At 64.5% G+C, this 25931-nt stretch carries 23 protein-coding genes; 11 read left to right on the top strand and 12 right to left on the bottom strand.

Annotated elements, in window-relative coordinates; genetic code table 11:
• The first annotated feature begins 6 nt into the window (after positions 1-6).
• From ABIB66_RS00795 to ABIB66_RS00760, 8 genes are all read left to right on the top strand, one after another.
• Positions 7-1278 carry an FCSD flavin-binding domain-containing protein gene (locus tag ABIB66_RS00795; protein WP_354207277.1) on the top strand — a complete coding sequence of 424 codons (1272 nt, stop codon included), beginning with the start codon at positions 7-9 and terminating at the stop codon, positions 1276-1278.
• Positions 1271-1723 (top strand): sulfur oxidation c-type cytochrome SoxX, encoded by a 453-nt coding sequence (gene soxX, locus ABIB66_RS00790; RefSeq protein WP_275170387.1) that lies wholly within the window; start codon positions 1271-1273, stop codon positions 1721-1723. The genes ABIB66_RS00795 and soxX overlap by 8 nt, the downstream gene beginning before the upstream one ends.
• An 8-nt stretch (positions 1724-1731) precedes the next feature.
• On the top strand, positions 1732-2199 hold the full coding sequence (locus tag ABIB66_RS00785; RefSeq protein ID WP_354207279.1) for a SoxY-related AACIE arm protein: 468 nt from the start codon (positions 1732-1734) through the stop codon (positions 2197-2199).
• On the top strand, positions 2199-2516 hold the full coding sequence (gene soxZ, locus ABIB66_RS00780; RefSeq protein WP_354207281.1) for a thiosulfate oxidation carrier complex protein SoxZ: 318 nt from the start codon (positions 2199-2201) through the stop codon (positions 2514-2516). The genes ABIB66_RS00785 and soxZ overlap by 1 nt, the downstream gene beginning before the upstream one ends.
• A complete protein-coding gene (gene soxA / locus ABIB66_RS00775; protein WP_354207283.1) occupies positions 2513-3292 on the top strand; it encodes a sulfur oxidation c-type cytochrome SoxA in 780 nt (259 codons plus the stop codon). The genes soxZ and soxA overlap by 4 nt, the downstream gene beginning before the upstream one ends.
• Positions 3293-3373: 81 nt before the next feature.
• The gene (locus ABIB66_RS00770) at positions 3374-4699 is read left to right on the top strand and encodes an ABC transporter substrate-binding protein (RefSeq protein ID WP_354056709.1); all 1326 of its coding nucleotides are present in this window, start codon (positions 3374-3376) and stop codon (positions 4697-4699) included.
• A gap of 5 nt (positions 4700-4704) precedes the next feature.
• Complete coding sequence (locus ABIB66_RS00765; RefSeq protein ID WP_502917388.1) at positions 4705-5634, top strand: carbohydrate ABC transporter permease; 930 nt, start codon at positions 4705-4707, stop codon at positions 5632-5634.
• Entirely contained in the window at positions 5631-6455 is an 825-nt protein-coding gene (locus tag ABIB66_RS00760; RefSeq protein WP_018457162.1) for a carbohydrate ABC transporter permease, read from the top strand. Before ABIB66_RS00765 ends, ABIB66_RS00760 begins: the two co-directional genes overlap by 4 nt.
• On the opposite strand, the gene ABIB66_RS00755 is transcribed toward ABIB66_RS00760, so the two are convergent.
• From ABIB66_RS00755 to ABIB66_RS00745, 3 genes are all read right to left on the bottom strand, one after another.
• Complete coding sequence (locus ABIB66_RS00755; protein ID WP_354254019.1) at positions 6456-8111, bottom strand: regulator; 1656 nt, start codon at positions 8109-8111, stop codon at positions 6456-6458. It abuts the gene before it with no gap.
• 10 nt (positions 8112-8121) lie between these two features.
• On the bottom strand, positions 8122-8823 hold the full coding sequence (locus tag ABIB66_RS00750; RefSeq protein WP_354207289.1) for a cysteine hydrolase family protein: 702 nt from the start codon (positions 8821-8823) through the stop codon (positions 8122-8124).
• A gap of 393 nt (positions 8824-9216) precedes the next feature.
• Positions 9217-9411: a hypothetical protein gene (locus tag ABIB66_RS00745; protein WP_354207291.1), complete on the bottom strand. Its 195-nt coding sequence runs from the start codon at positions 9409-9411 to the stop codon at positions 9217-9219.
• A 177-nt stretch (positions 9412-9588) separates the two neighbouring features.
• On the opposite strand from ABIB66_RS00745, the gene ABIB66_RS00740 reads away from it, so the two are divergent.
• The gene (locus tag ABIB66_RS00740) at positions 9589-13065 is read left to right on the top strand and encodes an indolepyruvate ferredoxin oxidoreductase family protein (protein WP_354254017.1); all 3477 of its coding nucleotides are present in this window, start codon (positions 9589-9591) and stop codon (positions 13063-13065) included.
• Between the two features lie 125 nt (positions 13066-13190).
• On the opposite strand, the gene ABIB66_RS00735 is transcribed toward ABIB66_RS00740, so the two are convergent.
• The 4 genes from ABIB66_RS00735 to ABIB66_RS00720 form a co-directional block, all read right to left on the bottom strand.
• The gene (locus tag ABIB66_RS00735; RefSeq protein WP_354207295.1) at positions 13191-14915 is read right to left on the bottom strand and encodes an FAD-dependent oxidoreductase; all 1725 of its coding nucleotides are present in this window, start codon (positions 14913-14915) and stop codon (positions 13191-13193) included.
• 59 nt (positions 14916-14974) lie between these two features.
• Positions 14975-15994, bottom strand: a complete 1020-nt coding sequence (locus ABIB66_RS00730) for a S1C family serine protease (protein ID WP_354207297.1) — start codon at positions 15992-15994, stop codon at positions 14975-14977.
• Between the two features lie 91 nt (positions 15995-16085).
• Positions 16086-16535 (bottom strand): gluconate 2-dehydrogenase subunit 3 family protein, encoded by a 450-nt coding sequence (locus tag ABIB66_RS00725; protein ID WP_354207299.1) that lies wholly within the window; start codon positions 16533-16535, stop codon positions 16086-16088.
• Positions 16536-16542: 7 nt separating this feature from the next.
• The gene (locus ABIB66_RS00720) at positions 16543-18141 is read right to left on the bottom strand and encodes a GMC family oxidoreductase (RefSeq protein ID WP_354207301.1); all 1599 of its coding nucleotides are present in this window, start codon (positions 18139-18141) and stop codon (positions 16543-16545) included.
• A 196-nt stretch (positions 18142-18337) separates the two neighbouring features.
• Here ABIB66_RS00720 and ABIB66_RS00715 point away from each other — a divergent pair, with 196 nt between their 5' ends.
• Positions 18338-19126, top strand: coding sequence for a thermonuclease family protein (locus ABIB66_RS00715; RefSeq protein WP_354056721.1), 789 nt, complete (start codon positions 18338-18340; stop codon positions 19124-19126).
• 217 nt (positions 19127-19343) lie between these two features.
• Here ABIB66_RS00715 and cyoD read toward each other — a convergent pair whose 3' ends face one another.
• Genes cyoD through ABIB66_RS00695 form a run of 4 tightly spaced genes read right to left on the bottom strand, consistent with a single transcriptional unit; the run spans position 19344 to position 23194 of the window.
• The gene (cyoD, locus tag ABIB66_RS00710) at positions 19344-19733 is read right to left on the bottom strand and encodes a cytochrome o ubiquinol oxidase subunit IV (protein WP_007594086.1); all 390 of its coding nucleotides are present in this window, start codon (positions 19731-19733) and stop codon (positions 19344-19346) included.
• The gene (locus ABIB66_RS00705) at positions 19730-20371 is read right to left on the bottom strand and encodes a cytochrome (ubi)quinol oxidase subunit III (protein ID WP_275170372.1); all 642 of its coding nucleotides are present in this window, start codon (positions 20369-20371) and stop codon (positions 19730-19732) included. Before ABIB66_RS00705 ends, cyoD begins: the two co-directional genes overlap by 4 nt.
• Entirely contained in the window at positions 20371-22371 is a 2001-nt protein-coding gene (gene cyoB, locus ABIB66_RS00700) for a cytochrome o ubiquinol oxidase subunit I (protein WP_354207306.1), read from the bottom strand. Before cyoB ends, ABIB66_RS00705 begins: the two co-directional genes overlap by 1 nt.
• Positions 22361-23194: a cytochrome ubiquinol oxidase subunit II family protein gene (locus ABIB66_RS00695; protein WP_354056725.1), complete on the bottom strand. Its 834-nt coding sequence runs from the start codon at positions 23192-23194 to the stop codon at positions 22361-22363. The genes cyoB and ABIB66_RS00695 overlap by 11 nt, the downstream gene beginning before the upstream one ends.
• A gap of 254 nt (positions 23195-23448) precedes the next feature.
• Between ABIB66_RS00695 and ABIB66_RS00690 the strand changes: the two genes are divergently transcribed.
• On the top strand, positions 23449-24249 hold the full coding sequence (locus ABIB66_RS00690; protein WP_354207308.1) for an SDR family NAD(P)-dependent oxidoreductase: 801 nt from the start codon (positions 23449-23451) through the stop codon (positions 24247-24249).
• Between the two features lie 186 nt (positions 24250-24435).
• Here ABIB66_RS00690 and ABIB66_RS00685 read toward each other — a convergent pair whose 3' ends face one another.
• A complete protein-coding gene (locus ABIB66_RS00685; RefSeq protein WP_354207310.1) occupies positions 24436-25773 on the bottom strand; it encodes a PQQ-dependent sugar dehydrogenase in 1338 nt (445 codons plus the stop codon).
• Positions 25774-25931 lie beyond the last annotated feature (158 nt).

Here is a 25931-nt window from a genome sequence, read left to right as displayed (position 1 = left end):
AGACTCATGAATGCGCCGGTGACACGGCGGGATGCCCTCCTTAGCATCGCCGCCGCGGCCACATCATTCGCCGTCCCTTCGATCCTGCGCGCGCAATCGGCGGGCCGCGTCGTCGTGGTCGGCGGCGGCTTTGGCGGCGCGGCGTGCGCCCGCGCGCTGAAGCGCGCGCAGGTAAACTTGCAAGTCATCCTGATCGAACCCAATGCGGTCTTCACCTCCTGCCCCTTCAGCAACGAGGTGATTGCCGGCCTGCGCGATATCGAAGGCCAGCAATTTGGCTATGACAGGCTCGGTGCCGAGGGCATCACGGTGATCAGCCAAGCCGTAACCACAATCGAGCCGAAGCTGCGCAGCGTCGTGACGGCCGATGGCGTTGCGCTGCCCTATGATCGTCTCGTCCTCTCTCCCGGCATCGACTTCCATTTCGACCCCCTGCCTGGCTATGACGACGCGGCATCAGAAAAGATGCCGCATGCCTGGAAGGCCGGTGCGCAGACGCTGCTGCTGCGTCGGCAATTGGAGGCCATGCCGGACGGCGGCACCGTCGCGATTGCGATCCCCGCCAATCCCTCGCGCTGTCCGCCGGCGCCTTACGAGCGCGCCAGCCTGATCGCGCATTACCTGAAAACGAAGAAGCCGCGCTCAAAGGTCTTGATCCTCGACGCCAAGGACAATTTCTCCCAGCAGCGACTGTTCGAGAGGGCGTGGAAGGAGCTGTACGGCGACATGGTCGAACGCATCGGGTTGTCGCAAGGCGGCCGCGTGACCTCGGTCGATCCTGCGACAAGGACCATCGTCACCGAATTCGGCAACTACACGCCTGATGTCGCCAACGTCATCCCGCCGCAGCGTGCCGGACACATCGCTGAGGTCGCGGGCGCTGCGGATGCGACCGGCTGGTGCCCAATCGATCCCGTCACCTTCGAATCGAAACTTGTCCAGAACATCCACGTCATCGGCGACGCCTGCCTCGGCGGGGGCATTCCCAAATCGGCATCCGCGGCAAGCGCACAGGGCAAGGCCTGTGCTGCCGCGATCGTGAACCTCCTTGCCGGCCGCGCACCAGAAACGCAGCGACTGACAGGCGTCTGCTACAACATCGTCGCACCCGGCTACGGCTTTTCACTCGCGGGCAATTACCAGCCCAAGGGCGACATCTTCGCCGAGGTCGAGGGCGGCGCGACCAGCCCGGTCGATGCGCCGCGCGAATTGCGCGCCCGCGAGGCGGCTGAAGCCGAGCGCTGGTTTCAAACCATCACGGCGGACACCTTTGGCTAGAACATCGGTCCATATCGCAGCGCTGATCGCCGCCAGTGTCGCCTTCGCCTGCCATGCGGGAGCCGAGGAGCTCCTGCCCTACAACATCGCCGGCGACGGCATTGCGGAATCGCTCACCGGCGCGCCCGGCGATGCCGCGCGCGGACGCGCGCTCGTGCTCGCGCGCACCACCACCTGCATCCTCTGCCATTCCGGTCCCTTCCCGGAGACCCGGTTCCAGGGCGACCTCGCGCCTGACCTCTCGGGTGCAGGGAACCGCTGGACGGTGAGCCAGTTGCGGCTTCGACTGATCGATGCAGCGCGCTTCAACCCTGAAACCATCATGCCATCCTATTATCGCAACGGCCACCTCGTGCGGGTCGGGCGCAATTTCGCCGGCAAACCGATCTTGTCCGCCGCCGAGATCGAGGACATCGTGGCTTTTCTTGCAACGCTTCGGGACTAGGACTGTTCATGCCGACCACGCGACGACAATTCCTAAATCTCGCCGGAAGCGCGACGGTCGCCGGGACGATCCCGATCGTCACGCTGCGGCCGATCGAGGCGACACCGGCGATGCTCAGCGCCGCGATCCGCAACGTCGTCGGCGAAGCACCTGTCCGCACCGGCAAGGTGAAGCTCGACATTCCGCCGCTGGTCGAGAACGGCAACACGGTGCCGATGACCGTGAGCGTCGCGAGCCCGATGACGGCGGACGACTACGTCAAGAGCATCCACGTCTTCAACGAAAAGAATCCCCAGCCGAACATCGGCAACTTCCATCTCGGCCCCTCCTCCGGCCGCGCCCAGGTCTCGACCCGGATTCGGCTCGCCGACACCCAGAAGGTGGTGGCGATCGCGCGCCTTTCCGACGACACGTTCTGGCAGGTCACGACCGAAATCGTCGTGACGCTGGCCGCCTGCACCGAGGAGATGAATTGATGGCCGCGCTCATCAACGTTCCGGCAAAAGCCAGGCGCGGCGATGTCATCGAGATCCGCACGTTGACCTCGCACATCATGGAGACCGGATTCCGCCATACCGCGGACGGCGCGCTGGTGCCGCGCGACATCATCACGAGCTTTACGTGCCGCTACAACGGCACCGAGATTTTTCGCGCCGATCTCTTTCCGGCGATCGCGGCCAATCCCTATCTGTCGTTCTTCACGGTCGCGAAGGAGAGCGGCAAGTTCGAGTTCGAATGGATCGGCGACAACGGCTATTCGTCCAGCGCATCGGCGTCGATCACGGTCGAATGAGTTTCTGGCGCGCGATAGCGGTCGCGGCGCTTCTCGCCACCGCCCCTGCCCTGCTCGCCGGCGAGATTCCGCCGGACGCGCGCCGCTCCGGCTATTCGTTCATGGGACCCGACACGCGCGCGATGCAGGATGACGACACCTCAAATCCCGGCATGCTGTTCGTGCTCGACGGTGAGGCGTTGTGGACGAAGAGGACGGGCAGCGCCGACAAGGCCTGTGCGGATTGCCATGGCGATGCACGCGGCAGCATGAAAGGCGTCGCGGCGCGCTATCCGGCCTTCGACAAGGCGCTGGCGCGCCCCGTCACGCTCGACCAGCGCATCAATCTCTGCCGCAGCAATCATCAGCAGGCACCGGTGTTACCCTACGAGAGCCGCGACCTGCTCGCCCTGTCCGCCTTCGTCGCGCATCAATCGCGCGGCATCGCGATCACGGCCGGGGACGATCCGCAGCTGAAACCATTCGTCCAACAGGGCCGCGACATCTTCATGCAGCGCGAGGGCCAGCTCAACCTTGCCTGCACCAATTGCCACGACGACAATTTCAACAAGCGACTTGCCGGCGCGCCGATCACGCAGGGACAGCCGACCGGCTATCCGCTTTATCGCCTGGAATGGCAGATGCTGGGATCGCTGGAGCGCCGGCTACGCAGTTGCATGACGGGTGTCCGCGCCCAGGCCTATGATTTCGGCGCGCCCGAGCTGGTCGCGCTCGAACTCTATCTGATGTCGCGAGCGCATGGCCTGCCGATGGAGACGCCGGCCGTGCGGCCGTGATCCGTCAGATTAGGGCTAGGCACGCGCGGCACGGCCGCTAGTATCCCTCCCAAACAAAACGAGTCATCCGGGAGGGATATAGTGGCTGACCATCAGATTTCGCGTCGTACGCTCTTGACGGGCACTGCCGCAGCTGGCGCGCTCAGCCTGACGGGACTGCCAGCCCGCGCGGAGGTGAACTGGAAGAAATACGCCGGGACCAAGCTAGAGGTGATCCTCGCCAAGGGCCCGCGCGGCGACAACCTGCAAAAATACGTCAAGGAGTTTACCGAGCTCACCGGCATCCAGGTCGAGGCGGAGCAGATTCCCGAGCAACAGCAGCGCCAGAAGGTCGTGATCGAGCTCACCTCGGGCCGGCCGAGCTTCGACGTCGTCCATCTCAGCTATCACGTGCAGAAACGGCAATTCGAGAAAGGCGGCTGGCTCGCCGACCTCACGCCTTACATGAAAGACCCGACGCTGACCGCGCCCGATCTCGTGGAAAGCGATTTCTCGGCCGCCGGCCTGCAATACGCCAGGAACGACAAGGGCCAGATGCTGTCGTTGCCGTGGTCGGTCGATTATTTCATCCTGTATTACAACAAGGAGCTGTTCCAGAAGAAGGGCGTCGCCGTCCCCAAGACCCTCGACGAGATGGTCGCGGCCGCCGAGAAGCTCACCGATGCCAAGGAAGGCACCTACGGCTTTGTCGGACGCGGCCTGCGCAACGCCAACATGACGTTGTGGACCAACTTCTTTCTCGACTATGGCGGCGAATTCCTCGATGCGAAGGGCAACATCCTGACCGACGGTCCGGAAGCCATTGCTGCAACCAAGCTCTATCAGACATTGTTGACTAAAGTCGCTCCGCCCGGCGTCGCCGGCTTCAACTGGATGGAGTCGATGGCCTCGTTCACGCAAGGACGTTCGGCGATGTGGATCGACGGCGTCGGCTGGGCGCCGCCGCTGGAAGACCCGGCGGCCTCGCGCGTGGTCGGCAAGGTCGGCTACACCGTCGTGCCGGCCGGTCCGAAGGGACAATATTCAGCGACCTATGGCGACGGCATCGGCATCGCCGCGGCGAGCAAGAACAAGGAAGCCGCCTATCTGCTTTGCCAATGGGTTGTGTCGAAAACGCAAGGCGCCCGGCTGTTGCAAGCCGGCGGCGGCGTGCCGTTCCGCAACTCGATCCTGAACGATGCCGAGGTCCAGAACGGCGTGAAGATGCCCAAGGAGTGGCTGCAGTCGGTGATCGATTCCGCCAAGGTCAGCAAGCTGGGCCTGCCCGTCGTGATTCCGGTCGCCGAATTCCGCGATCTCGTTGGCGCGGCGATCACCGCGACCCTTGCCGGCGCCGATCCCGCGACAGAGTTGAAAAAGGCCCACGAGCAGTACCGGCCAATCCTGGAGCGCAGCGAAAAGGCGTGAGTGCGATCATACAGGCTAATCCGGCAGCGGCACCGTCAGATGCCGCGCCGGAGAAGGAGTTGCGGCCGCCGTCGTACTGGCCGTTCGTGGTGCCGGCGCTCATCGTCGTGCTCGCCATCATCATCTTCCCGTGGGTCTTCACGATCTGGATGAGCCTGAACGAGTGGAAGGTCGGCTCGGCGACCACCTTCGTTGGACTGTCCAACTATCTGCGGTTGACGAGCGATCCCCGCTTCATTGAGGCGATCGGACATACAGTGGTCTACACCGCACTCTCCGTGCTGCTGCCGCTCGTGCTCGGCACGTTTGCGGCCGTGGTGTTTCACCAGAAATTCCCCGGCCGCGGCTTTCTGCGCGGCGTTTTCATCATGCCCATGATGGCGACGCCGGTGGCGATCGCGCTGGTCTGGACCATGATGTTCCACCCGCAACTCGGCGTGCTGAACTATCTGCTGTCACTGGTCGGAATCCCAGCGCAGCTCTGGGTGTTTCATCCCGCGACCGTCATTCCCTCGCTGGTGCTGGTCGAGACCTGGCAATGGACGCCGCTGGTCATGCTGATCGTGCTCGGCGGCCTCGCTGCGATCCCGACCGAGCCTTACGAAAGTGCACAGATCGACGGCGCCAGCATCTGGCAGGTGTTCCGCTTCATCACCCTGCCGCTGATCATGCCGTTCCTGTTCATCGCCGGCATGATCCGCATGATCGACGCCGTGAAGAGCTTCGACATCATTTTCGCAATCACCCAGGGCGGACCGGGATCGGCGTCGGAGACGATCAACATCTATCTCTACAGCGTCGCCTTCTCCTATTACGACCTCGGCTACGGCTCGGCGATTGCGGTCGTGTTCTTCCTGCTGATCGTTCTGCTTGCCGCGGTGATGCTCTACGCCCGCCAGCGCATGCTGTGGACCGAGATCGCGAGCGGCACATGACCCCACGTCAGATCATCGGCAAGATCGGCCTGTGGTTCTCGGTGTTCGTCATCGTGTCCCCGGCAATCCTGTTCTTCCTCTGGATGCTGTCGCTGTCGCTCAAATTCGAGATCGACAACGCCGCCTACCCGCCCGTGTTCTTCCCCGAGCATGTCGCCTGGAAGAACTATGCCGACGTGCTCGCCTCCAATCGCTTCCTGACCTATTTCATCAACAGCCTGATCGTGACCGGCAGTGCGACGTTGCTTGCGCTGCTTGTCGGTGTCCCCGCCGGCTACGGCATCGCGCGGATGGCCGCGCACAAATCCGCGATCGTGATCCTAATCGCCCGCATCACGCCGGGCCTATCCTATCTGATCCCGCTGTTTCTCATGTTCCAGTGGCTGGGACTGCTCGGCACGCTGGTGCCGCAGATCATCATCCACCTGGTGGTCACGGTGCCGATCGTGATCTGGATCATGATCGGCTATTTCGAGACGACGCCGATGGAGCTGGAAGAAGCAGCCCTCATCGACGGCGCCACGCGCTGGCAGGTCTTCCGCCATGTCGCGCTGCCGATCGCCAAGCCCGGCATCGCGGTCGCCTTCATCCTGGCCGTGATCTTCTCCTGGAACAACTTTGTCTTCGGCATCGTGCTGGCCGGACGCGAGACACGGACCCTGCCGGTCGCTGTCTACAACATGATCTCGTTCGACCAGTTGAGCTGGGGGCCGCTCGCCGCCGCCGCGCTGATCGTCACCCTCCCGGTGCTGCTGCTCACGGTGTTCGCCCAGCGACAGATCGTCGCCGGGCTCACCGCTGGTGCCGTCAAGGGCGGGTAGCTACTCCGCCGGTGCCGCATGCATGTCCGCATGCGGCATGTAGGGCTCGCTCGCACCGAGCTTGCTGGCTGCAAACAGCCCTGCCGCCATCACGGCATAGGCGAACGCGACCGCGGGCGTGACGCCAAAGCCGCCACCGATGCCGACGGCTTCGCCGTGCATGAAGCCGAAGTAGGTCAGGACCGCACCAACCAGCGCGAATGCCGAGGCTTTCTCGAAGTCGCGCTCGATGATGAAGACGCCGATCGCACCCAGGATCAGGCCGCCGAGGATGGAGCCGCCGCCCATCACTTCGAGTCCGTGATAGAACACGCCATGCTGCGGCAACGCGGCGATCGCGGCAGCCTTGACAGCGTCGGCCTTGTCGGCGGCCATTCCGCCGACGCTCGCAGCCGCGTTCATGGTCGAGCCCAGCATCGTGTCGATCTGGAGCTTGGCCCACGCCGCCAGATGCGGGGTCAGCGCCAGCACGATCGCGGGCGCGTGCTTGACCGGCGTGGTCTGGAACGCCTGCGCGCCAATGAGCATGCCGATATAGAGCAGGATCGGCGAGATCGCGACCACCGGCACCAGCGCCAGCAGCACCGAGATGATGCCGAACCAGGCCAGCACCACCACCATGATGCCGGTCGCGGCCGAGTAACCGATGCGCCCGCCCATCGCCTTCCAGCCGGGATGGCCGATATAGACGGCGTTGATGAAGGGATTGCCCATCAGGCAGCCGATCAGACTGACGACGCCATCGGCGGTGAGCACGCGCGTGGTCGGATATTCGTCGCCGGCCGCTTCCGCGCTCTCGACATTGTCCATGGCCTCGACGAGATCATAGATGCCGAACGGAATGGCGGTGACCAGGATGATTCCGAGGAATTCGAAGCCGGAGAAGACATAGCCTACCGCCGGGATCGGCACCGAGAAGCCGAAGTTTGCGAAGGCATCGCCGACGCCCTTGACGCTGAGACCGCCGAGACCGAGGCCGAACAGGTTCGAGCCCCAGGCGATGACCATGCCCACCGCGATCGCAACGAGACCGGCGGGAATGCCGCGCCAATATTTCACGCCTCCGAACCAGCTCACCAGGATGATGGCGAAGCAGACCAGGCCAATCTGTGGCGTCATGTACATTTCGAGCGCCGGCCGCATCGAGATGAAAGTGACGGAGACGCCGGCGAGCGTGCCAAGCAGCGCCGCGCGCGGCGTGATCTTTCGAATGAAGGGCGCGATGAAGCCGCCGATCATCAGGATGAAGCTCTGGAAGAACACCCAGACCAGGCCCGCCGACCAGCCCTTGAGCGGATCACCGGTCTTGATCGTGATCGGCAGCATGATCACGAAGGTGACAATGAACATGTGCGGCACGCTGACGCCCGAAGGCAGCGCGCAGACGTCGTTGCGGCCGGTCTTCTGCGCCAGACGATAGGCGAGGTATGCGTAGTAGAAGGTGGAGAGACACATCATCAACCCGAGCGCGGGCAGGATACGGCCGAACACGAGACTGTCAGGCATCTTCAGCACGAAGCGCAACAGGCCCGTGAGCACCAGCATGTTGACGAGGATGTTGGTGCCGAAGCCGAAAAACGCGTTCCAGTCGCCCGGTGTCCATAGTGCCGGCTTGAACTCGGAGGTGCCGGCCGTCCCCGTCGTGCCTGTGCTCATCGTGATGCCCCTACGCTGATGTGGAAATCTTCATCGCCTCCAGAACCGCGGCTGAGCTTGCGACCCAGCCGAAGATGCCGCCCTGGGCCTTGATCATCTTCAGGCCCATCTCGTGAAACTCAGGAAAGTAGGACGCGCAGCCGTCGGAGATGACGACGCAGCGATAGCCGCGGTCGTTGGCCTCGCGCACGGTGGTGTTGACGCACACTTCGGTGGTAACGCCGCACACCAGCAGATTCTCGATGCCGTATTTCTCCAGCACGTCGGTGAGCTCGGTGGCGTAGAACGCGCCCTTGCCGGGCTTGTCGATCACGATCTCGCTGTCGAGCGGATAGAGCTCCGGGATGATGTCGTGGCCGGCCTCGCCGCGAATGAGAATGCGTCCCATCGGACCGGGGTCGCCGATGCGCAAGGATGGCGCGCCGCGCTCGACTTTCGCCGGCGGCGCGTCGGAGAGATCGGGCAGATGGCCCTCGCGCGTGTGGATCACCAGCATGCCGGTATCCCGCGCAGCCTTCAGCACCGCACCGATCGGCTTCACCGCGCGCGCGAGCTGGCTGACGTCGTTGCCCAGCGTCTCGCCGAAGCCACCGGGCTCCATGAAGTCGCGCTGCATGTCGATGATGAGGAGCGCGGTGGCGGGCCAGTCGAGCTTGACCGGCTCCGGCTCGGCGCTGATGACACCCAGTGTCGGCTTGGTTGAGCTCAACATGACTCAAGGCCCCCGCGAGAACTCTCTCTTCAGGAGTTCTGCAAGCGCCATGCCATTGTGTACAATTGGAGTTGAGCCGACGGCGCAGGAAAATTCACTGCACTGTCAGAACGTTATTGGAAAAGCCGGGGTCTGCTTATTCGCTGTGCGGCGGCTTTGCGACGTGCATTTGCCCAAAGGATGAGCGCTCTCCGTCGTCATTCCGGGGCGACGCGTAAGCGTCGAACCTGGAAGCCATCGGGCGGCTAAACACGCGGTGAAATGGATTTCCGGGCTCGCGCTACATGCGCCCCGGAGTGACGAACGTGGCGTTAGCGACCCGCTTCACAGCTGCCGATTCTGCTCCCCATAAGGCGCGCAAGAGGCCTTCAGCGTCGCCATGTAAAGCGACCTTCAGGTCTTGAGGATCACGGGGTCGACCAGCGGCTTGAGTTCGCGAAGATGTCTGTCGAGGGCTGTCGGCGCACCAACGATATCGGCCATGCCGCGCAATACATCTGCGTGGAGCATCAGTCGCGGGTGGTGCCATGGCCCGATCAGCGCCTCAGCCGTCTCCGTGATTTCGGTATTGAACGCGCTTGCAGCCATCGTGTTCTCCGTGAGCAAGCCATGACCAGCAGGAGCGCCACGGATGCGGTGAGCGATATTGACTTCGTCTGCGCATGCCTTTGACTGTCACAATTCGCGTCGCGCAGCCGCTCCTCCCTCCCGCAGCGCAAACCCCAAGTCGAATAAGAGCCGAAACAAAAGACGAGGACTTCTGAAATGACGCTGATGCAGGTCGAGCTGGACGACAAATACCGGCTCGAATCGAAGCGGATCTTCCTGTCCGGCACGCAGGCCCTGGTCCGGTTGCCCATGTTGCAGCGCGAACGCGACCGACTTCAGGGCCTCAACACCGGCGGTTTCATTTCGGGCTATCGCGGTTCCCCGCTCGGCATGTACGACCACGCACTGTGGCGCGCGAAGTCACACCTCCAGCAGCACGACATCGCCTTCGTCCCCGGTCTGAACGAGGACCTGGCGGCGACCGCCGTCTGGGGTAGCCAGCAGGTCGGCCTGTTTCCCGGCGCCAAGGTCGATGGCGTGTTCGGCATCTGGTACGGTAAGGGGCCCGGCGTCGATCGCTCGGTCGACGCGCTCAAGCATGCGAATGCCGCCGGCACCTCGCTCAATGGCGGCGTGCTCGCGCTTGCCGGCGACGACCACGGCTGCCAATCCTCAACACTGGCGCACCAGAGCGAACAGGTGTTCGCGGCGGCGCTGATCCCTGTCATCAATCCGGCGACGCTCCAGGACTATCTCGATCTCGGCCTCTACGGCTTTGCGCTGTCGCGCTTCTCCGGCTGCTGGGTCGGCTTCAAGGCGATCAGCGAGACGGTGGAGAGTTCGGCCTCGATCTACAGCGATCCCGAACGCATTCGGATCAGGCTCCCCGACGATTTCGAGATGCCGCCCGGCGGCCTCAACATCCGCTGGCCCGATCCGCCGCTCGACGCGGAGAGGCGCCTGTTCGGCCCGAAGATGGCGGCGGTGCAGGCCTTTGCGCGCGCCAACCAGCTCGACCGCATCGTGCTCGACTCCAGACCGGCACGCCTCGGCATCGTCGCGACCGGCAAGGCTTATCTCGATCTGCGGCAGGCGCTGGCCGATCTGGGCATTACCGACAAGGACGCGCAGGATTTGGGCTTGCGCATCTACAAGGTCGCACTGACCTGGCCACTTGAGGAAAGCGGGGCCAAGCGCTTCGCCGAAGGACTTCAGGACGTGCTGGTCGTCGAGGAGAAGCGCGGCTTCATCGAAGACCAGCTGATGCGCATCCTCTATAATATCGATGCGTCCAAGCGCCCGACCGTGACGGGAAAACGCGACGAGCGCGGCGCACCGCTATTGCCGAGCGAGGGCGAGCTGACGCCGACCCTCGTTGCATCCGCGCTGGTGGCGCGGCTGCGCAAGCTCGGCCACCACAGCCCGGTGCTGGAGCAGCGCCTCGCCCGGCTCGAAGCGTTCGACACTCCTGTTCCGGCCTCCGCGCAAATCAAGCTCGCGCGCACGCCGTTCTTCTGCTCGGGTTGCCCGCACAACACCTCGACGCGCGTGCCCGAGGGAAGCCGCGCCATGGCAGGCATCGGCTGCCACGGCATGGCTTTGAGCATGCCGACCCGCCGCACCGATCTGATCTCGCATATGGGCGCCGAGGGCGTGAACTGGATCGGACAAGCGCCCTTCACCACCGAGCAGCACATCTTCCAGAATCTCGGCGACGGCACCTACACCCATTCCGGACTACTTGCCCTTCGCGCGGCATCGGCCGCCGGCATCAGCATCACCTACAAGATCCTCTACAACGACGCCGTCGCGATGACCGGCGGCCAGCCGGCCGAGGGCGCCTTCAACGTCGCCCAGATCGCGCACCAGGTCTGGGCCGAGGGCGTCAAGCGCCTCGCGATCGTCTCAGACGATCCCACCAAATACCCTGAAGCCAACTACTTCCCGCAAGGCGCGACCGTCCATCACCGCCGCGAGCTCGACGCCGTGCAGCGCGAGCTGCGAGACATCAAGGGCCTTACGGTCATCGTCTACGACCAGACCTGCGCCGCGGAAAAGCGCCGCCGCCGCAAGCGTGGGCTGTATCCGGATCCCGCCAAGCGCGCCTTCATCAACGAGCTCGTCTGCGAAGGCTGCGGCGACTGCTCGCAAGCGTCCAACTGCGTCTCGGTGCAGCCGCTGGAGACCGAGTTCGGCCGCAAGCGCCAGATCGACCAGTCGAACTGCAACAAGGACTTTTCCTGCGTCGAGGGGTTTTGCCCGAGTTTTGTCACCGTGCACGGCGGCACGCTCAAGCGGATCAAGACCTCGGCGGTGGACTCAGGCCAGTTGTTTGCCGACCTGCCGCTGCCACCCGCGCGTGAGCTGGATGCGCCCTACAACATCCTCGTCACCGGCATCGGCGGCACCGGTGTCATCACCATCGGCGCGCTGCTCGGCATGGCCGCCCATGTCGACGGCCGCGGCTGCTCGGCGCTGGACTTCACCGGCCTGTCGCAGAAGAACGGCGCCGTGATGAGCCATGTACGCATCGCCGCGAAGCCGGAGGACATCTCCGCGGTCCGGATCACCACCGGCGGTGCCGACGTCATCCTCGGCTGCGACATGATCGTCTCGGCCGGTCCCTCCGCACTCAGCCGCGCCGAGCGCGGCGTGACCAAGGCCTATGTCAACGCCGACCTGCAGCCGACTGCGAGCTTCGTGCAAAACCCCGATCTCGATTTCGAGATGGGCGCGATGCAGACGGTGCTGCGCGATGCCGTCGGCGATAAGAACCTCGACATCATCGATGCCACCGGCATTGCCTCCGCGCTAATGGGCGATTCGATTGCGACAAATCCTTTCATGCTCGGCTTCGCCTTCCAGAAGGGCGCGATCCCGCTATCGCTGGACGCGTTGCTCCGCGCCATCGAGATCAACGGCGCCGCGATTGAAATGAACAAGCTCGCCTTCACCTGGGGACGCCTCGCCGCCCACGACATGTCGCGGGTGCGCAGCGTGCTGCAATTCAGGAGCCGGGCATCCGCGCCGACGAAGTCGCTCGACGACATCATCGCGACGCGCGCGGAGTTTCTGACCGGCTATCAGGACAAGGACTACGCCGACCGTTACCTCGCCGCCGTCGCCAAGGTGCGCAAGGCGGAAGCAGCTGCCTCGCCCGCGTCCACGGAGCTGGCCGAGGCCGTCGCGAAAAACCTGTTCAAGCTGATGTCCTACAAGGACGAGTACGAGGTCGCGCGGCTCTATACCGATGGCAGCTTCTCCAAGAAGGTCTCGGAGAAATTCGACGGCGACTTCAAGCTGAAGTTCTATCTGGCCCCGCCGATCTTCGCACAGCGCGACAAGACCACCGGACATCTCCAGAAGAAGGAATTCGGCGGCTGGATTATCCATGCCTTCCGCGTCCTCGCCAGGCTGAAATTCCTGCGCGGCGGCGCGTTCGATCCGTTCGGCCGTACCGAGGAGCGTCGGACCGAGCGGAAGCTGGTCGCGGATTATCTCGGCATGATCGATCAGCGGATCTCCGGGCTGAAGGCGGAGCAGATCCCGCTGCTGACGAGGCTCGCGCGGCTGCCGGAGACGATCCGCGGCTTCGGTCATGTCAAGGAAGCCAACATCAAGCTGGCGGCGGCGGAGAAGGCGCGGCTGGAAGCGGAACTGGAGAACAGCCGGTTTGCAGCGGCAGCGGAGTAGCTGTCGGAGGTGCAAGCTCTCTCCGCGTCATTGCGAGGAGCCCTTGCGACGAAGCAATCCAGACCGCCACCGCGGAAAAAATCTGGATTGCTTCGCTGCGCTCGCAATGACGGCAGTGGTGACGGCTAGACCAACGCTGTGGCCGTACTCGCCCCGGCCACACTCCCCTCCGCCAGATGCCGCCCCGCGATGTACCCGAACGTCAGTGCCGGACCGAGCGTGATGCCCGGCCCGGGACAATTGCCGTTCATGATCGAGCCCATGTCGTTGCCGCAGGCGTAAAGCCCCGCAACCGGCGTGCCGTCCTCGCGCAACACGCGCGCCTGGGCATCCACCTTCATGCCGATCGCCGTGCCGAGATCCGCCGGATAAATCCGCATCGCAAAGAACGGCGCGCAGAGGATGGGCGCGACGCAGGGGTTCGGCTTGTGGCTGATATCACCGAGATGTCGCTGATAGATGGTGCTGCCGCGACCGAATTCCGGATCACGGCCCTCCTTCGCATCGGAATTGTAGCTCGCGATCGTCGCCGCGAGTGTAGACGGCTTGATGCCGATCTTCGCTGCGAGCTGCGCGATATCAGCGGCCTCGACCAACTCCCCACTCGCCACATAACGCCGGACACTGCGCGTGAACGGCTTGATGCGGCCAAGTCCGTAGCTCCACAGGAACGGGCGGTCGCAGACCAGATAGAACGGCCGGTCCGGTTCGCCGTCCCCATCGCGCAGCATCGCGAGCACAAACTCATGGTAGGACAGCGCCTCGTTGACGAAGCGCCGGCCGGCCGCATTGACCGCGATCACGCCGGGCTTGGCGCGGTCGGTCACGGTGTGCGGGAAAACGCCTCGGCTTCCATCGGCGCGCCGGAACAGCGAGGCCGGCACCCAATAGGCCGGGCTCGTCGCATCCGTATTGAGCGCTGCGCCGGTTGCAGTCGCAAGGCGGAGCCCGTCGCCCGTAGCGGACGTGTGGGTCGCCGAGATGAAGCCGGCCGCGGGTGGGAAGAAGCGTTTGCGCAAGGTGGCGTCGTGCGAAAAGCCTCCGGTCGCGAGCACCACACCGCGTCGCGCGGCAATCAGCCGATCGCGCGCGCCGTGACGGATGACCACGCCGCCGACGCGCTCGCCCTGCATCGACAAATCCTCGACGTCCGCGCTGAAGAGGATCTCGACCTGGCGGGCCAGCAGCGAGGCATACAGCCGCGCGGCGAGCGCATTGCCGAGATGCAGCGTCGTGCCGCGCGGGCTCCGCAGCCGCTGCCACGCATACTCCGAAACCAGCCGCGCCGCGCGAACAGTCGAGCCCAGTGATTTTCCAACCCGGTGCAGATGCGGGATGTCGCGGCGGTTGACCATCATCCCGCCGAACCGCGTGAACTCCGGCAGCGGCGCGCGCAGCCGCGCGAAATGCGCGCCCAGCCGCGTGCCGTCGAAGACGACCGGCTCGAGCACGCGCCCGCCCGGCGTCGCGCCCAATCGCTCCGGATAATAGTCCGGACAGGCCTTCACCGGCTGGAGGCGCACTTGCGTGTTGGCTTCGAGATAGGCGACCGCCTCCGGTCCGCGCGCGAGGAAGGCGGCGCGAAGGCCCGCATTGGCGGGCTCGGGCACCGTGTTCGACAAATATTGCACGGCGTCCGTGACGCTGTCGGAGAGCCCCGCCTCTTTCATCTTGGCATTGGCGGGAATCCAGACCATGCCGACGGACCATGCGGTGGTGCCGCCGACGAAAGCGGTCTTTTCGATCACCAGCACGCGCAGGCCTTCAGCGGCGGCGACGGCCGCGGCCGTCATGCCACCGGCGCCGGCGCCGACGACGATGACATCGTAGGTCTCATGCGCCGGCATCATGCGGCGGGGTTCCCGAGGCGAGGCATGACACCGTCATACTCCGCTTGGGCGGCCACACGCTAGCGCGCCGGCTTGCGCTCGACCGGGTCGATATCGATCGCCCGCAGGCGGCCGAGCCGCAGCACGTCCATGGCCAGCCGCCGGCCGATCCGGTCGCGGTCGAGCACGCGGATCAGATCGTCCACGCCGTTGATCTCGACGCCGTCGAGGCCGATCACGACATCACCGGACAACAGGCCCGCCTTCGCCGCCGGTCCGTCCGGCTCGATTTGCGCCAGCAGCGCGCCCATCTTGTTCTCGACGCCGGCCAGCACCGCGTGCCGCCGCGGGATCGGCGCCGTCTGGCCGGCCACGCCGATATAGGCGCGACGGACATAGCCGTGGCGGATGATCTCCGACAGCACGAATTGCGCGGTGTTGCTGGCGACCGCAAAGCAGATCCCTTGCGCGCCATTGATGATCGCCGTGTTGATGCCGATCACCTCGGCATTCGACGATACCAGCGGGCCGCCGGAATTGCCGGGGTTGAGCGCAGCATCGGTCTGGATCACGTCCTCGATGGTACGGCCGCTGACCGAGCGGATCGAGCGCCCGAGCGCCGAGACCACGCCGGCGGTGACGGTCGATTCAAAGCCGAGCGGATTGCCGATCGCGATCACGAGCTGGCCGCGCCGCAAGGTCTTGGAATTGCCGAGCGCCGCATAGGGCAAGTCCCGCACACCGTTGGCGCGCAGCAGCGCAAGGTCAGTATCGGGATCGACGCCGAGCACCCGGGCGTCGCCGACATGGCCCTCGACGTCGCGCAGCCGGATCTCCTTTGAGGAGCCGACCACGTGGCTGTTGGTGAGCACGAGCCCGTCCGGCGAGATCACGATGCCCGAGCCGAGCCCGCCGCGCTCGCGGCCGTTCGGCACCTTCGGTCCGGTCTCGACGCGCACGACGGCAGGACCGACGCGGTCGGTCACGTCGATCACGGCATTGGAATAGGCGTCCAGCAGGGCCCGGTCATCGACCGGAGCGGCCGTTTCCGTTCGCGATGACGCGGCGTCATCGACGGTATCTGAGGTGAAATCCAGCATGATAGGAGTCCTTGAGGCTCACACAGATGGTGGCCTGCTCCGCGAGGCGCAAGGGACCCGCCCGGGGCGCAAGGCTGGACTGCCCAGGTGGCTAGGGCGCCCGTCGCAGCGTGCCTGCCCTTGCCTTGACCGGATCGAGCAGCGACCAGTCTCCCTCCGGGAGCACATAGCCCTTGGGAAATGGCGCGCGTAGTTCGAGCCCGAGCGAGCGCAGCACCCGATCGTCGCGGTAATAGCATTGCAGCACCACGCGGACGAGCGTGGCCGCAGCCGCACCTCCGGAACTGCGAAACTCCCGCGCCACCGCATCGCGCCGGGCAGCATCGAGCTCGGCGAACGGTCGGCCCGCGAGCCGCGCCAGATGGTCCAGCGCCGCCGCCACCAGTTTGGCGTCACGCCCGAGCGTCGCCAGCATGTCGGCCTGGATCGCGGGGTCGTCGGCGCCGGGCACCTTGTACTCATCGCTGGCGGGAACGATCATCGCGGCGATAGCGCGGAGGTCGTCGCGCTGGTTGCGTGTCAGTTGATTGTCTGCGGACATGGCGGCCTCAATCGAACAAATTGGCGAGGCGCTGCTTCATCTGATCGGCGATGTAGAGCGCGAGGGCCTGAATGGTGGACGTCGGGTTCACCCCGCCCGACGTGACGAAGATGCTGCCGTCGACGATGAAGAGATTCTTCACGTCGTGCGAGCGGCCCCATTCGTTGACGACGGAGCGTTCCGGGTCGGTGCCCATGCGTGCCGTGCCGAGCAAGTGCCAGCCGCCCCACGGGATCGGCGAGTTGACGCAGATGTCGCTCGCCCCCGCGGTTTCGAGAATCTCCCGCCCGCGCGCCAGCGCATGCTCCATCATCTTGCGGCTGTTCTCGCTGATCGTGTAGTCGATCCTCGGCGCGGGAATGCCGTGGCCGTCCTTCAAGACCGGATCGAGCGTGACCCGGTTATGCTCCTCTGGCAGGTCCTCGCAGATCGCGGAAAACCCGAGCCGGTGGCCGTTGAGCTTGCGGAAGACGCGGTGATGATCGGCGCCCCACGGCAGGATCCCCTTCTGCTCGCTGACGACAGCCTCGAACACCGGCCCAGCGCCGCGCACGAACTGAACGCCGTAGCCGCGGACGAAGCCGCGCGACAGGTCCGTGTCGTACCATTCCTTGCTCCACAGGCAGGTCGGCGGCGCGCGGTTGCTATCGGTCGGCTCCTTCACATAGCCGTAGATCTGCGCATAGGGATGGAACATCAGGTTCTTGCCGACGAGGCCGGACGAATTGGCAAGCCCGTTCGGAAAGCGGTTCGACGCTGAGTTCAGCAGCAGCCGCGGCGTGCCGACGCCATTGCAGGCGATGATGACGACATGCGCCGGCTGGAACTGCTCGACGCCGTCCTTGTCGTAATAGACCACGCCCGTGGCCATGCCGTTCTCGTCGGTGGTGATCTCGCGCACCCGGCAGTGCGTACGCAGTTCGACGCCGGCGCGGACCGCATGCGGCCAATAGGTGATGTCGGTCGAGGACTTCGCACCCTGCGCGCAGGCCGGCGTGCAATGGCCGAGATTGATGCAGCGCGCGCGGCCCTCGTAGTCCATGGTCGCGACCGTCGTATCCGACGGCCACCAGTGCCAGCCGAGCTTGTTCATGGTCTTGCCGATGATCGCGCCCGACAATCCCATCGGCTGTGGCGGCATCGGCGGATGCGTCAGCGGTGAGAGCGGGTCACCCGAGAGGCCAGACGTGCCCATCATCCGGTCGTTCTCTTCGAAGAACGGGGTCAGCGCGTCGTAGTCGATGGGCCAGTCTTCGGCGACGCCGTCGAGCGTCCTCACCTTGAAATCGGAGGGATGCAGCCGCGGCCAGTGCGCGGTGTACATCACCGTCGAGCCGCCGACCGCATTGTAGTTGACGACCTTGATCGGCGAATTGTCGTCGTTGATCGGATAGTCCTCGGGCCGGCCGCGGACGTTGGGGCTGGACGACCACTCGCCGTAGAACTTGGCCTCCCAGTCCCGGCCCGTGCTGGGATATTCCGCCGGGTTCATCCAGCCGCCCTGCTCCAGGCAGAGAATATGCATTTTGGTCTCTGCCAACGACCACGCCACCGCCGCGCCTGAAGCGCCGGCGCCGATGATCAGGACGTCCACGGGGTCTTTCATCGCGAAATTTTCCTCCCTTCGCCGCTTCCCGGGCGATTCGGCCTCCGCTCCGCAAGGCCGGCGAACGATAGGATCAGAGCTACGGCCGAGTAAAGCCACGAGGCCGGAATGTCGCACTTCCCGGGGCGCAGACCATTGGTATCGCCACATCCGGATGCTAGGAACAAGGCGCACGAGCCATCGATAGCGAGACCTTATGTCCTTCCGAAAATCCTTTGCCAGCGCCCGCGCTTTTGCGCTCGTCTCCTTTCTTGCCCTGTCCGGATTTCTGGGCACCTCCGGCCCCGCCTCCGCGCTGACCGCCGCCGCGACGGTCCGCGACGGCAACGCCATCCAGCTCGGCGACGTCACCTACCGCCTCGACGGCGTCGACGCACCCGAGCTGGACCAGGTCTGCATCGACGATCACGCCGATCCCTGGACCTGCGGCATCGAGGCCCGCGACCAGCTCGCCAAGCTGATTGGCAAGCGATCCGTGCGCTGCGACGATGTCGGACCGGAAAAGAGCTTTGGCAAGCGGCACCGCGCGATCTGCACGGCCGAGGGCGATAAGACCAGCTTGAACGAGCAGCTGGTCAAGCTCGGCTATGCCATTGCCCGCGAGCCGGTCAAGGCGAACGTCAAGTCGGCCGCGGCCGACGCGAAATCAACCTCGGCCGGAATCTGGAAGGGCTGCTTTGTTGCACCGCAGGAATTCCGCACCGGCAAGAAGGACGGCGCGCTCCTGGGCGCCGCCTGCCGCGCCGACCGCGACAAGGAGATTCGCGCGGTGTTGTTTCCCGAGGATCTGACGATGCCGCCGAGCTGTGGCATCAAGGGCAAGCTTGCGGTGCGCGCGCGCGTCACCGGCAATATCGGCATCTACCATTTGCGGGGCTGCCCGAGCTACCCCGCGACCACCAAGCCGGACCGTTGGTTCTGCTCGGAGGATGACGCCCAGGCTGCGGGCTTCCGCAAGGCCTACAATTGCCGGCGGCCGAAATAACGAAGCCCATCACGCAGCCGTGAGCGGCAGCCGGAGACAGTATTCATCCGGAATTGAACTCTATCGGGAGTTGCTGCATTTGTAAGCGTACGCAAGCGCTTTGCGCGAGCGTTTCCTTGGCGGCAATCCGGCTTCGGTCCGATTGCTTTGCTTGGGCGTTTCCTCCCTAGACTTGGGCCGCTTGTCACAACAAGCGGCTCTTCTTTTTTGTGCGCTCCTAGCGGCGCATCGGCATGATCTGATCCATCGCCGGCATGTTCGCATTCAGATGCGCCATGATCCAGACGGTGCCGCCGACCACCAGGAACACGACCAGCAGCCCGAACGCCAGCGCCAGCACGTTATTGGTGTTGTCGGGGCCGGTGGTGATGTGCAGGAAGAACACGAGGTGCACGCCCATCTGCGCGATGGCCAGCACGATCAGCGCGACGGGAATGGAAGGCTGCCAGACCAGATCGGTGCCGGCGATGAAGAACGAGGTCGCCGTGAGCAGCAGCGCAAGCACGAGGCCGACCACATAGCCGAGGATCCTGGTGCCGACACTGTGTTGTTCTTCCTCGCCCGGCGCGAGGTCGTGTTCGGTCCGCATATGTGCCTGATCGCTCATACGCCACTCCCAAGCAAATAGACGACGGAGAAGACCCCGACCCAGACGATGTCTAGCGCATGCCAGAACAACGCAAAGCACATCATCCGGCGCAGCACGTCGGCACGAAAACCCTTTGCGAAGACCTGGGCCATCATGGTGAGGAGCCACAAGATGCCGGCCGAGACGTGGAGGCCGTGGCAGCCGACCAGCGAGAAGAACGCTGTGAGGAAGGCGCTGCGCGACGGGCCATAGCCTCGCGCGACGAGATCGGCGAACTCGCGAAACTCAATGACCAGGAAGATGAGGCCGAGCAAACACGTCACCGCCATCCCGAGATAGAACCAGAACCGGTTGCGCACATCGGCCGCGATACTCGCCATGCCACAGGTGAAGCTCGACAGCAGCAGACAGACCGTCTCGATCGCGACGTTTCGCTGCTCGAATATCTCCGAACCCTTCGGGCCGCCGGCGGTCTGGTCGGCCAGCACCGCGTAGGCCGCAAAGAAGCAGGAGAACATCACGATGTCTGAGAGCAGAAATATCCAGAAGCCATAGGCGGTCACGATGCGCTTCGGCGCCGGGCCGGGATGCTCGATGACGAGCCCGATGTGATGGGGATCGGCGTGCGCACGGCCGGCGGTCGCGGTCATTGACATCAGACTGTCCCCGCCATGCTGACAAGATTGCGCCGCTCCTCGAGATTGACGCGGTCTATCGCCGCGACTTCGTCGGCCGGAATGACGTATTCGTCATGGTCGCGCCAGGCGAACACGACGAAGGTCGCGAACGCTCCGATGCCGCCCAAAATCACCATCCACCAGATGTGCCAGATCAGCGCAAACCCCATGACGGTGGCGAAGAACGCGCAGACGAATCCGGTCGGCGAGTTCCTGGGCATCTCGATGTCCTGATACTCGGGCGCATCATGATCGAGCGATTGCTGCTTGGCATGAGCCTTCATGTCCCAATAGGCATCCTCGCCGCGCACATCGGGATTGAAAGCGAAGTTGAAAACCGGCGGCGGCGACGACGTCGCCCATTCCAGTGAGCGGCCGTCCCAGGGATCGCCGGTGCGATCCCGCAGGGCCTCGCGGTTGCGGATGCTGACCACGATCTGCACGATCTGGCAGATCACGCCAATCGTCAGCACGGCCATGCCGACGGCTGCGACCAGCATCCAGGGCCGCCACGCCGCGACGTCATAGTGCTGCATGCGCCGTGTCATGCCGAGCATGCCAGCGACGTAGAGCGGGATGAAGGTGACGTAGAAGCCGAGGAAAGTGAACCAGAACGCGAGCTTGCCCCAGCGGTCGTTGAGGCGAAAGCCGAACGCCTTCGGGAACCAGTACTCGAATCCGGCGAAGGCGCCGAAAAGCACGCCGCCGATGATGACGTTGTGGAAATGCGCGACCAGAAACATGCTGTTGTGGAGGATGAAATCGGCCGGCGGCACCGCGACCAGCACGCCCGTCAATCCGCCGATGATGAAGGTGACCATGAAGCCTATCGACCACAGCATCGGCGTCTCGAAGCGGATGCGTCCGCCGTACATCGTGAACAGCCAGTTGTAGATCTTCACCCCGGTCGGTATCGCGATGATCATGCTGGCGATGCCGAAGATGGCGTTGACGTCGGGGCCCGCGCCCATCGTGAAGAAGTGATGCAGCCAGACCATGAAGGAGATGACGCAGATCGCCATGGTCGCCAGCACCATCGAGCGATAGCCGAATAGCGCCTTGCCCGAGAAGGTGGAGACCACCTCGGAGAAGATGCCGAAGGCCGGCAGCACAAGGATGTAGACCTCGGGATGCCCCCAGGCCCAGATCAGGTTCATGAACATCATGACATTGCCGCCGGCCTCGTTGGTGAAGAAGTGGAAGCCGAGATAGCGGTCGAGCAGCAACATCGCGAGGGTGGCGGTCAGAATCGGGAAGGCCGCGACGATGAGGAGGTTCGAGGCCAGCGTGGTCCAGCAGAACATCGGCATGCGCAGATAGTTCATGCCTTTGGTGCGCAGCTTCAGCACCGTCGTCACGAGATTGATGCCGGCCACCAGCGTGCCGACGCCGGAGATCTGCAGCGACCACGCGTAATAGTCGACACCGACACCCGGCGAGTAGGACAGCTCCGACAGCGGCGGAAACGCGAGCCAGCCGGTGCGGGCGAACTCGCCGATCACGAGCGAGAGATTGACCAGCAGCGCACCGGTCGCGGTCAGCCAGAAGCCGACCGAATTGAGCGTCGGGAAAGCCACATCCCGTACGCCAAGCTGAAGCGGCACGATGAGATTCATCAGCCCGATGACGAACGGCATCGCCACGAAGAAGATCATGATGGTGCCGTGCGCGGAGAATATCTGGTTGTAGTGCTCCGGCGGCAGATAGCCCTGGGACTGATAGGCGACCGCCTGCTGGATCCGCATCATGATGGCGTCGCTGCCGCCACGCAGCAGCATCACCGACGCCAGCAGGATGTACATTTCGCCGATCCGCTTGTGGTCGACGCTTGTGATCCATTCGTGCCAGAGATAGGGCAGATGCCCCTTCACCACGACCCAGGCCAGCACGGCGAGAATGCCGACCAACACCACGCCGCCTGCGATCAGCGGTATCGGCTGGTCGAACGGAATGGCCGACCAATCGAGCTTACCGAGCATCATGGCCTCCACTGTGCGACCGGCCTGCTTCGGATGCGAGCTCCGGACCCGGTCCTGGCGGAATGTGCTGGGTCGCGATCAGGTCGAACAGCCGGGGATCGTCGAGCCGGTAGGTCGGCCTGCCCTTTTCGATGCCCTGCTGCATCAACTTCTTGTAGCTATCCTCATTGAGGACAGCATCGCTCTTCGCCGTGGTCGCGACCCATTCCGGAAAGGCGAGCGGCGAGACCACGTTGACGTCGAACATCATGTCCGGAAAGCCGTCGCCGGAGAAATGCGCCGACAGGCCCTGCAGCTTGCCTTCGTTGTCGGCGCGCAGGTTCAGCTTCGTCACCATGCCGTTCATGGTGTAGATCATGCTGCCGAGCTGCGGGATAAAGAAGGTGTTCATCACGCTCGACGACGTCAGCTGGAAATTCAGTTCGGCGCCAGCCGGCACCGTCAGCGTGTTGATGGTGGCAATGCGCTGGTCCGGATAGATGAACAGCCATTTCCAGTCGAGCGAGACGGCCTGAATGCGGACCGGGCTGCCGGTGCCGGGCACCGGCGCTGCGGGATCGAGCTGGTGCGAGCCGATCCAGGCGACGCCACCGAGCAGGATCACGGTGAGCGCGGGGATCGCCCACACCACCATCTCCACCCGCCCGGAATAAACGAAGTCGGGCTGAAATTTTGCTTTGGGATTGGAGGCGCGAAACCAGAACGCGAAGGCCAGGATGGCGATGATGGTCGGCACCACGATCGCGAGCATGATGAAGACGGAATCGACCAGGATAGTGCTGTTGGCCGCAGCCACAGGCCCTTGTGGATCGAGCAGATTCATCGGCAAGCCACTGGCGGTTGGGAAGCCCCGGGACAGAGCCTAGCGCGGGAAAGGCTCCGCAACAAACGCGATCGTGCGAGGTCGGTTCCTGCGCAGCAGCAAGCCATTGGCGTGCATGTGCTTTCGCGCTGACGACGCAGCCATGCATGTTCGGCGGGACAGCGTGCATCCGATGCGACCATCAGGCGGCATGATCGGCCTTTGACCGCTGACAGCCCGTGCTATCGTAATGGAAAAGCAGGGAGAAAAACGTCATGCGTCTGAACGACAAGGTCGCCATCGTGGTCGGGGCCGGGCAAAGCCCCGGCGAAGGCATGGGCAACGGCCGCGCCACTGCGCTGACCTTCGCGCGCGAGGGCGCCAAGGTGTTGTGCGTCGATCATCATCTGGAATCGGCGCAGGAAACCGTCAGCCTGATCGCCGAGAAAAACGGCACCGCCGCGGCGTTCAAGGCCGACGTGACCAAGTCCGCCGACATCAAGGCGATGGTCGCGGAGGCACAGGCGCGCTGGGGCCGGATCGACGTGCTGCACAACAATGTCGGCGTCAGCCTGTCCGGCGGCGACGCCGAGCTGCTGCAAATCACCGAGGAGGCGTTCGACCGCGTCGTCGCCATCAATCTGAAGAGCTGCATTTGGGCGGCGAAAGAGGTGATCCCGATCATGCGTGCGCAAGGAAGCGGCGCGATCATCAACATCTCCTCGATGGCGGCGATCACCACCTACCCTTATGTCGCCTACAAGGCGACGAAGTCGGCGATGATCGCCTTCACCGAACAGCTCGCCTACCAGAACGCCGAATACGGCATCCGCGCCAACGTCATCCTGCCGGGCCTGATGAACACGCCGATGGCCGTCGACACCCGCGCCCGCGAATGGCACAAGACCCGCGCCGAAGTCGAAGCCGAACGCGACAGCAAGGTGCCGCTGCGCAAGAAGATGGGCACGGGTTGGGACGTCGCGAATGCCGCGCTGTTCCTGGCATCGGACGAGGCCAATTTCATCACCGGTGTGACGTTGCCGGTGGATGGCGGAGCGAGTGTGCGGAGGGGGTAGACATCCCAAGCACGCTGCTCTTCCTTCTCCCCTTGCGGGAGAAGGTGGCGCGAAGCGCCGGATGAGGGGTTGCATCCATGAACTCAACTGGCAAAGGGACTCGCGGATAGAACCCCTCACCCGTCTCGCCGCTGCGCGGCGAGCCACCCTCTCCCGCAAGGGGCGAGGGTGCACCTGCGCCGCGGCTCAGCGCACGCCTGTCACCCGCCAGATCGTCCCGTTGCCATCCTCCGACACCAGCAGCGATCCATCTTTCGCCACCGCAACTCCGACCGGCCGCCCCCACACCTCGGTGTCGCTCACCACGAATCCCGTGACGAAATCCTCGTACTCGCCGGTCGGCTTGCCGTGCTTCATCCGGATGCGGATCACCTTGTAGCCGGTGCGCTTCGACCTGTTCCAGGAGCCGTGCTCAGCGGCAAAGGCATCGCCCTGGTATTCGGATGGAAACTGCGTGCCCTGATAAAAAGTCATGCCGAGCGAGGCCGAGTGCGGCTGCACCAGCACGTCGGGCACTGTCACCTTGTCCTTGAGGTCCGGCCGCGCGCCGGCGTGGCGGGGGTCTTCATTGCCGCCGATATAGAACCACGGCCAGCCGTAGAACGCGCCTTCCTTCACGCTGGTCACATAGTCAGGCACGAGATCGTCGCCGAGGCCGTCGCGCTCGTTGGTCGAGCACCAGGGCAGCCCGGTCTGCGGCTGGATCGCAAGACCGACGCAGTTGCGGATCCCGGTGGCGTAGATCTTCCGCTCCTTGCCCTCGGGGGTAAAGGCGAGCACGGTGGCGCGTTCGGTCTCGCTCGCCCAGGCCGCACCGAGCGGCTGCGCTTTCGACCAGGCTTCCACGCCACCCGGCGGCGAGCCCATGCCCTCGGCAACATTGCTGAGCGAGCCGACCGATACCAGCATGCGCTTGTTGTCCGGCGTGAACACGATGTCGCGGGTAGAGTGGCCGCCGTCGTGCGGCAGGCTCGCCACGATCGCCTCCGCCTTGCCGCGCGCCTTTAGATCGCCGGCCTGATAGGGAAAGCGGACGACGCTGTCGGTGTTGGCGACGTAGACCCACTGCGGATTGTCGCCGTTCGGGAAAAAGGCGATGCCGAACGGCTGCCTCAGTCCGGCAGCGAACACCTCGTTGGTCGCGACCTTGCCTCCTTCGCCGGCGCGCAACACGCGGATGTTGCCCGCGCGCGTCTCGGCGACGAAGACATCGCCGTTCGGCGCCACGCGCACGATGCGCGGGGCGCGCAGACCCTCGGCGAACAGCTCGATCTTGAAGCCGGCCGGCACCTGAAGCGCCCCCTCCGCCGGGCGCGGCACCACGCGCGATGAACTCGCAACCGACCGCGTGGCCCCGGGTCTGACCAGATCCCGCGGCCGGATCAACCTGACCGTGCCGGGCTTGTCGGCCTGCCAATCGCCGTAGGCGTCCTTGCCTTGCAGCACCGGCTCCGCCTGTGCGCAGGTCGCGACAGCGACCAGCCATCCCGCGGACATCGCCACGAACGAAATCCTGTTCTTCACGTCGTTCCCTCCCGGCCGTTACGTCTGGCGTATCAACGCCGATCAACACGCAAACGTTCTGCGACAGGTCAAATGCCTGCCGAATCCCACGTCAGCTCATGCCCGCACGATGTGCATCAGCCGCAGCCCATCGTACTGGAAAATGCGGCTGATCGGTG

The organism is Bradyrhizobium sp. F1.13.3, from assembly GCF_040548265.1.
In the GTDB taxonomy this organism is placed as follows: Bacteria; Pseudomonadota; Alphaproteobacteria; order Rhizobiales; family Xanthobacteraceae; genus Bradyrhizobium.
The sequence above is the reverse complement of the archived record's forward strand: the minus strand, read 5'-3'. Positions and strand labels throughout refer to the sequence as shown.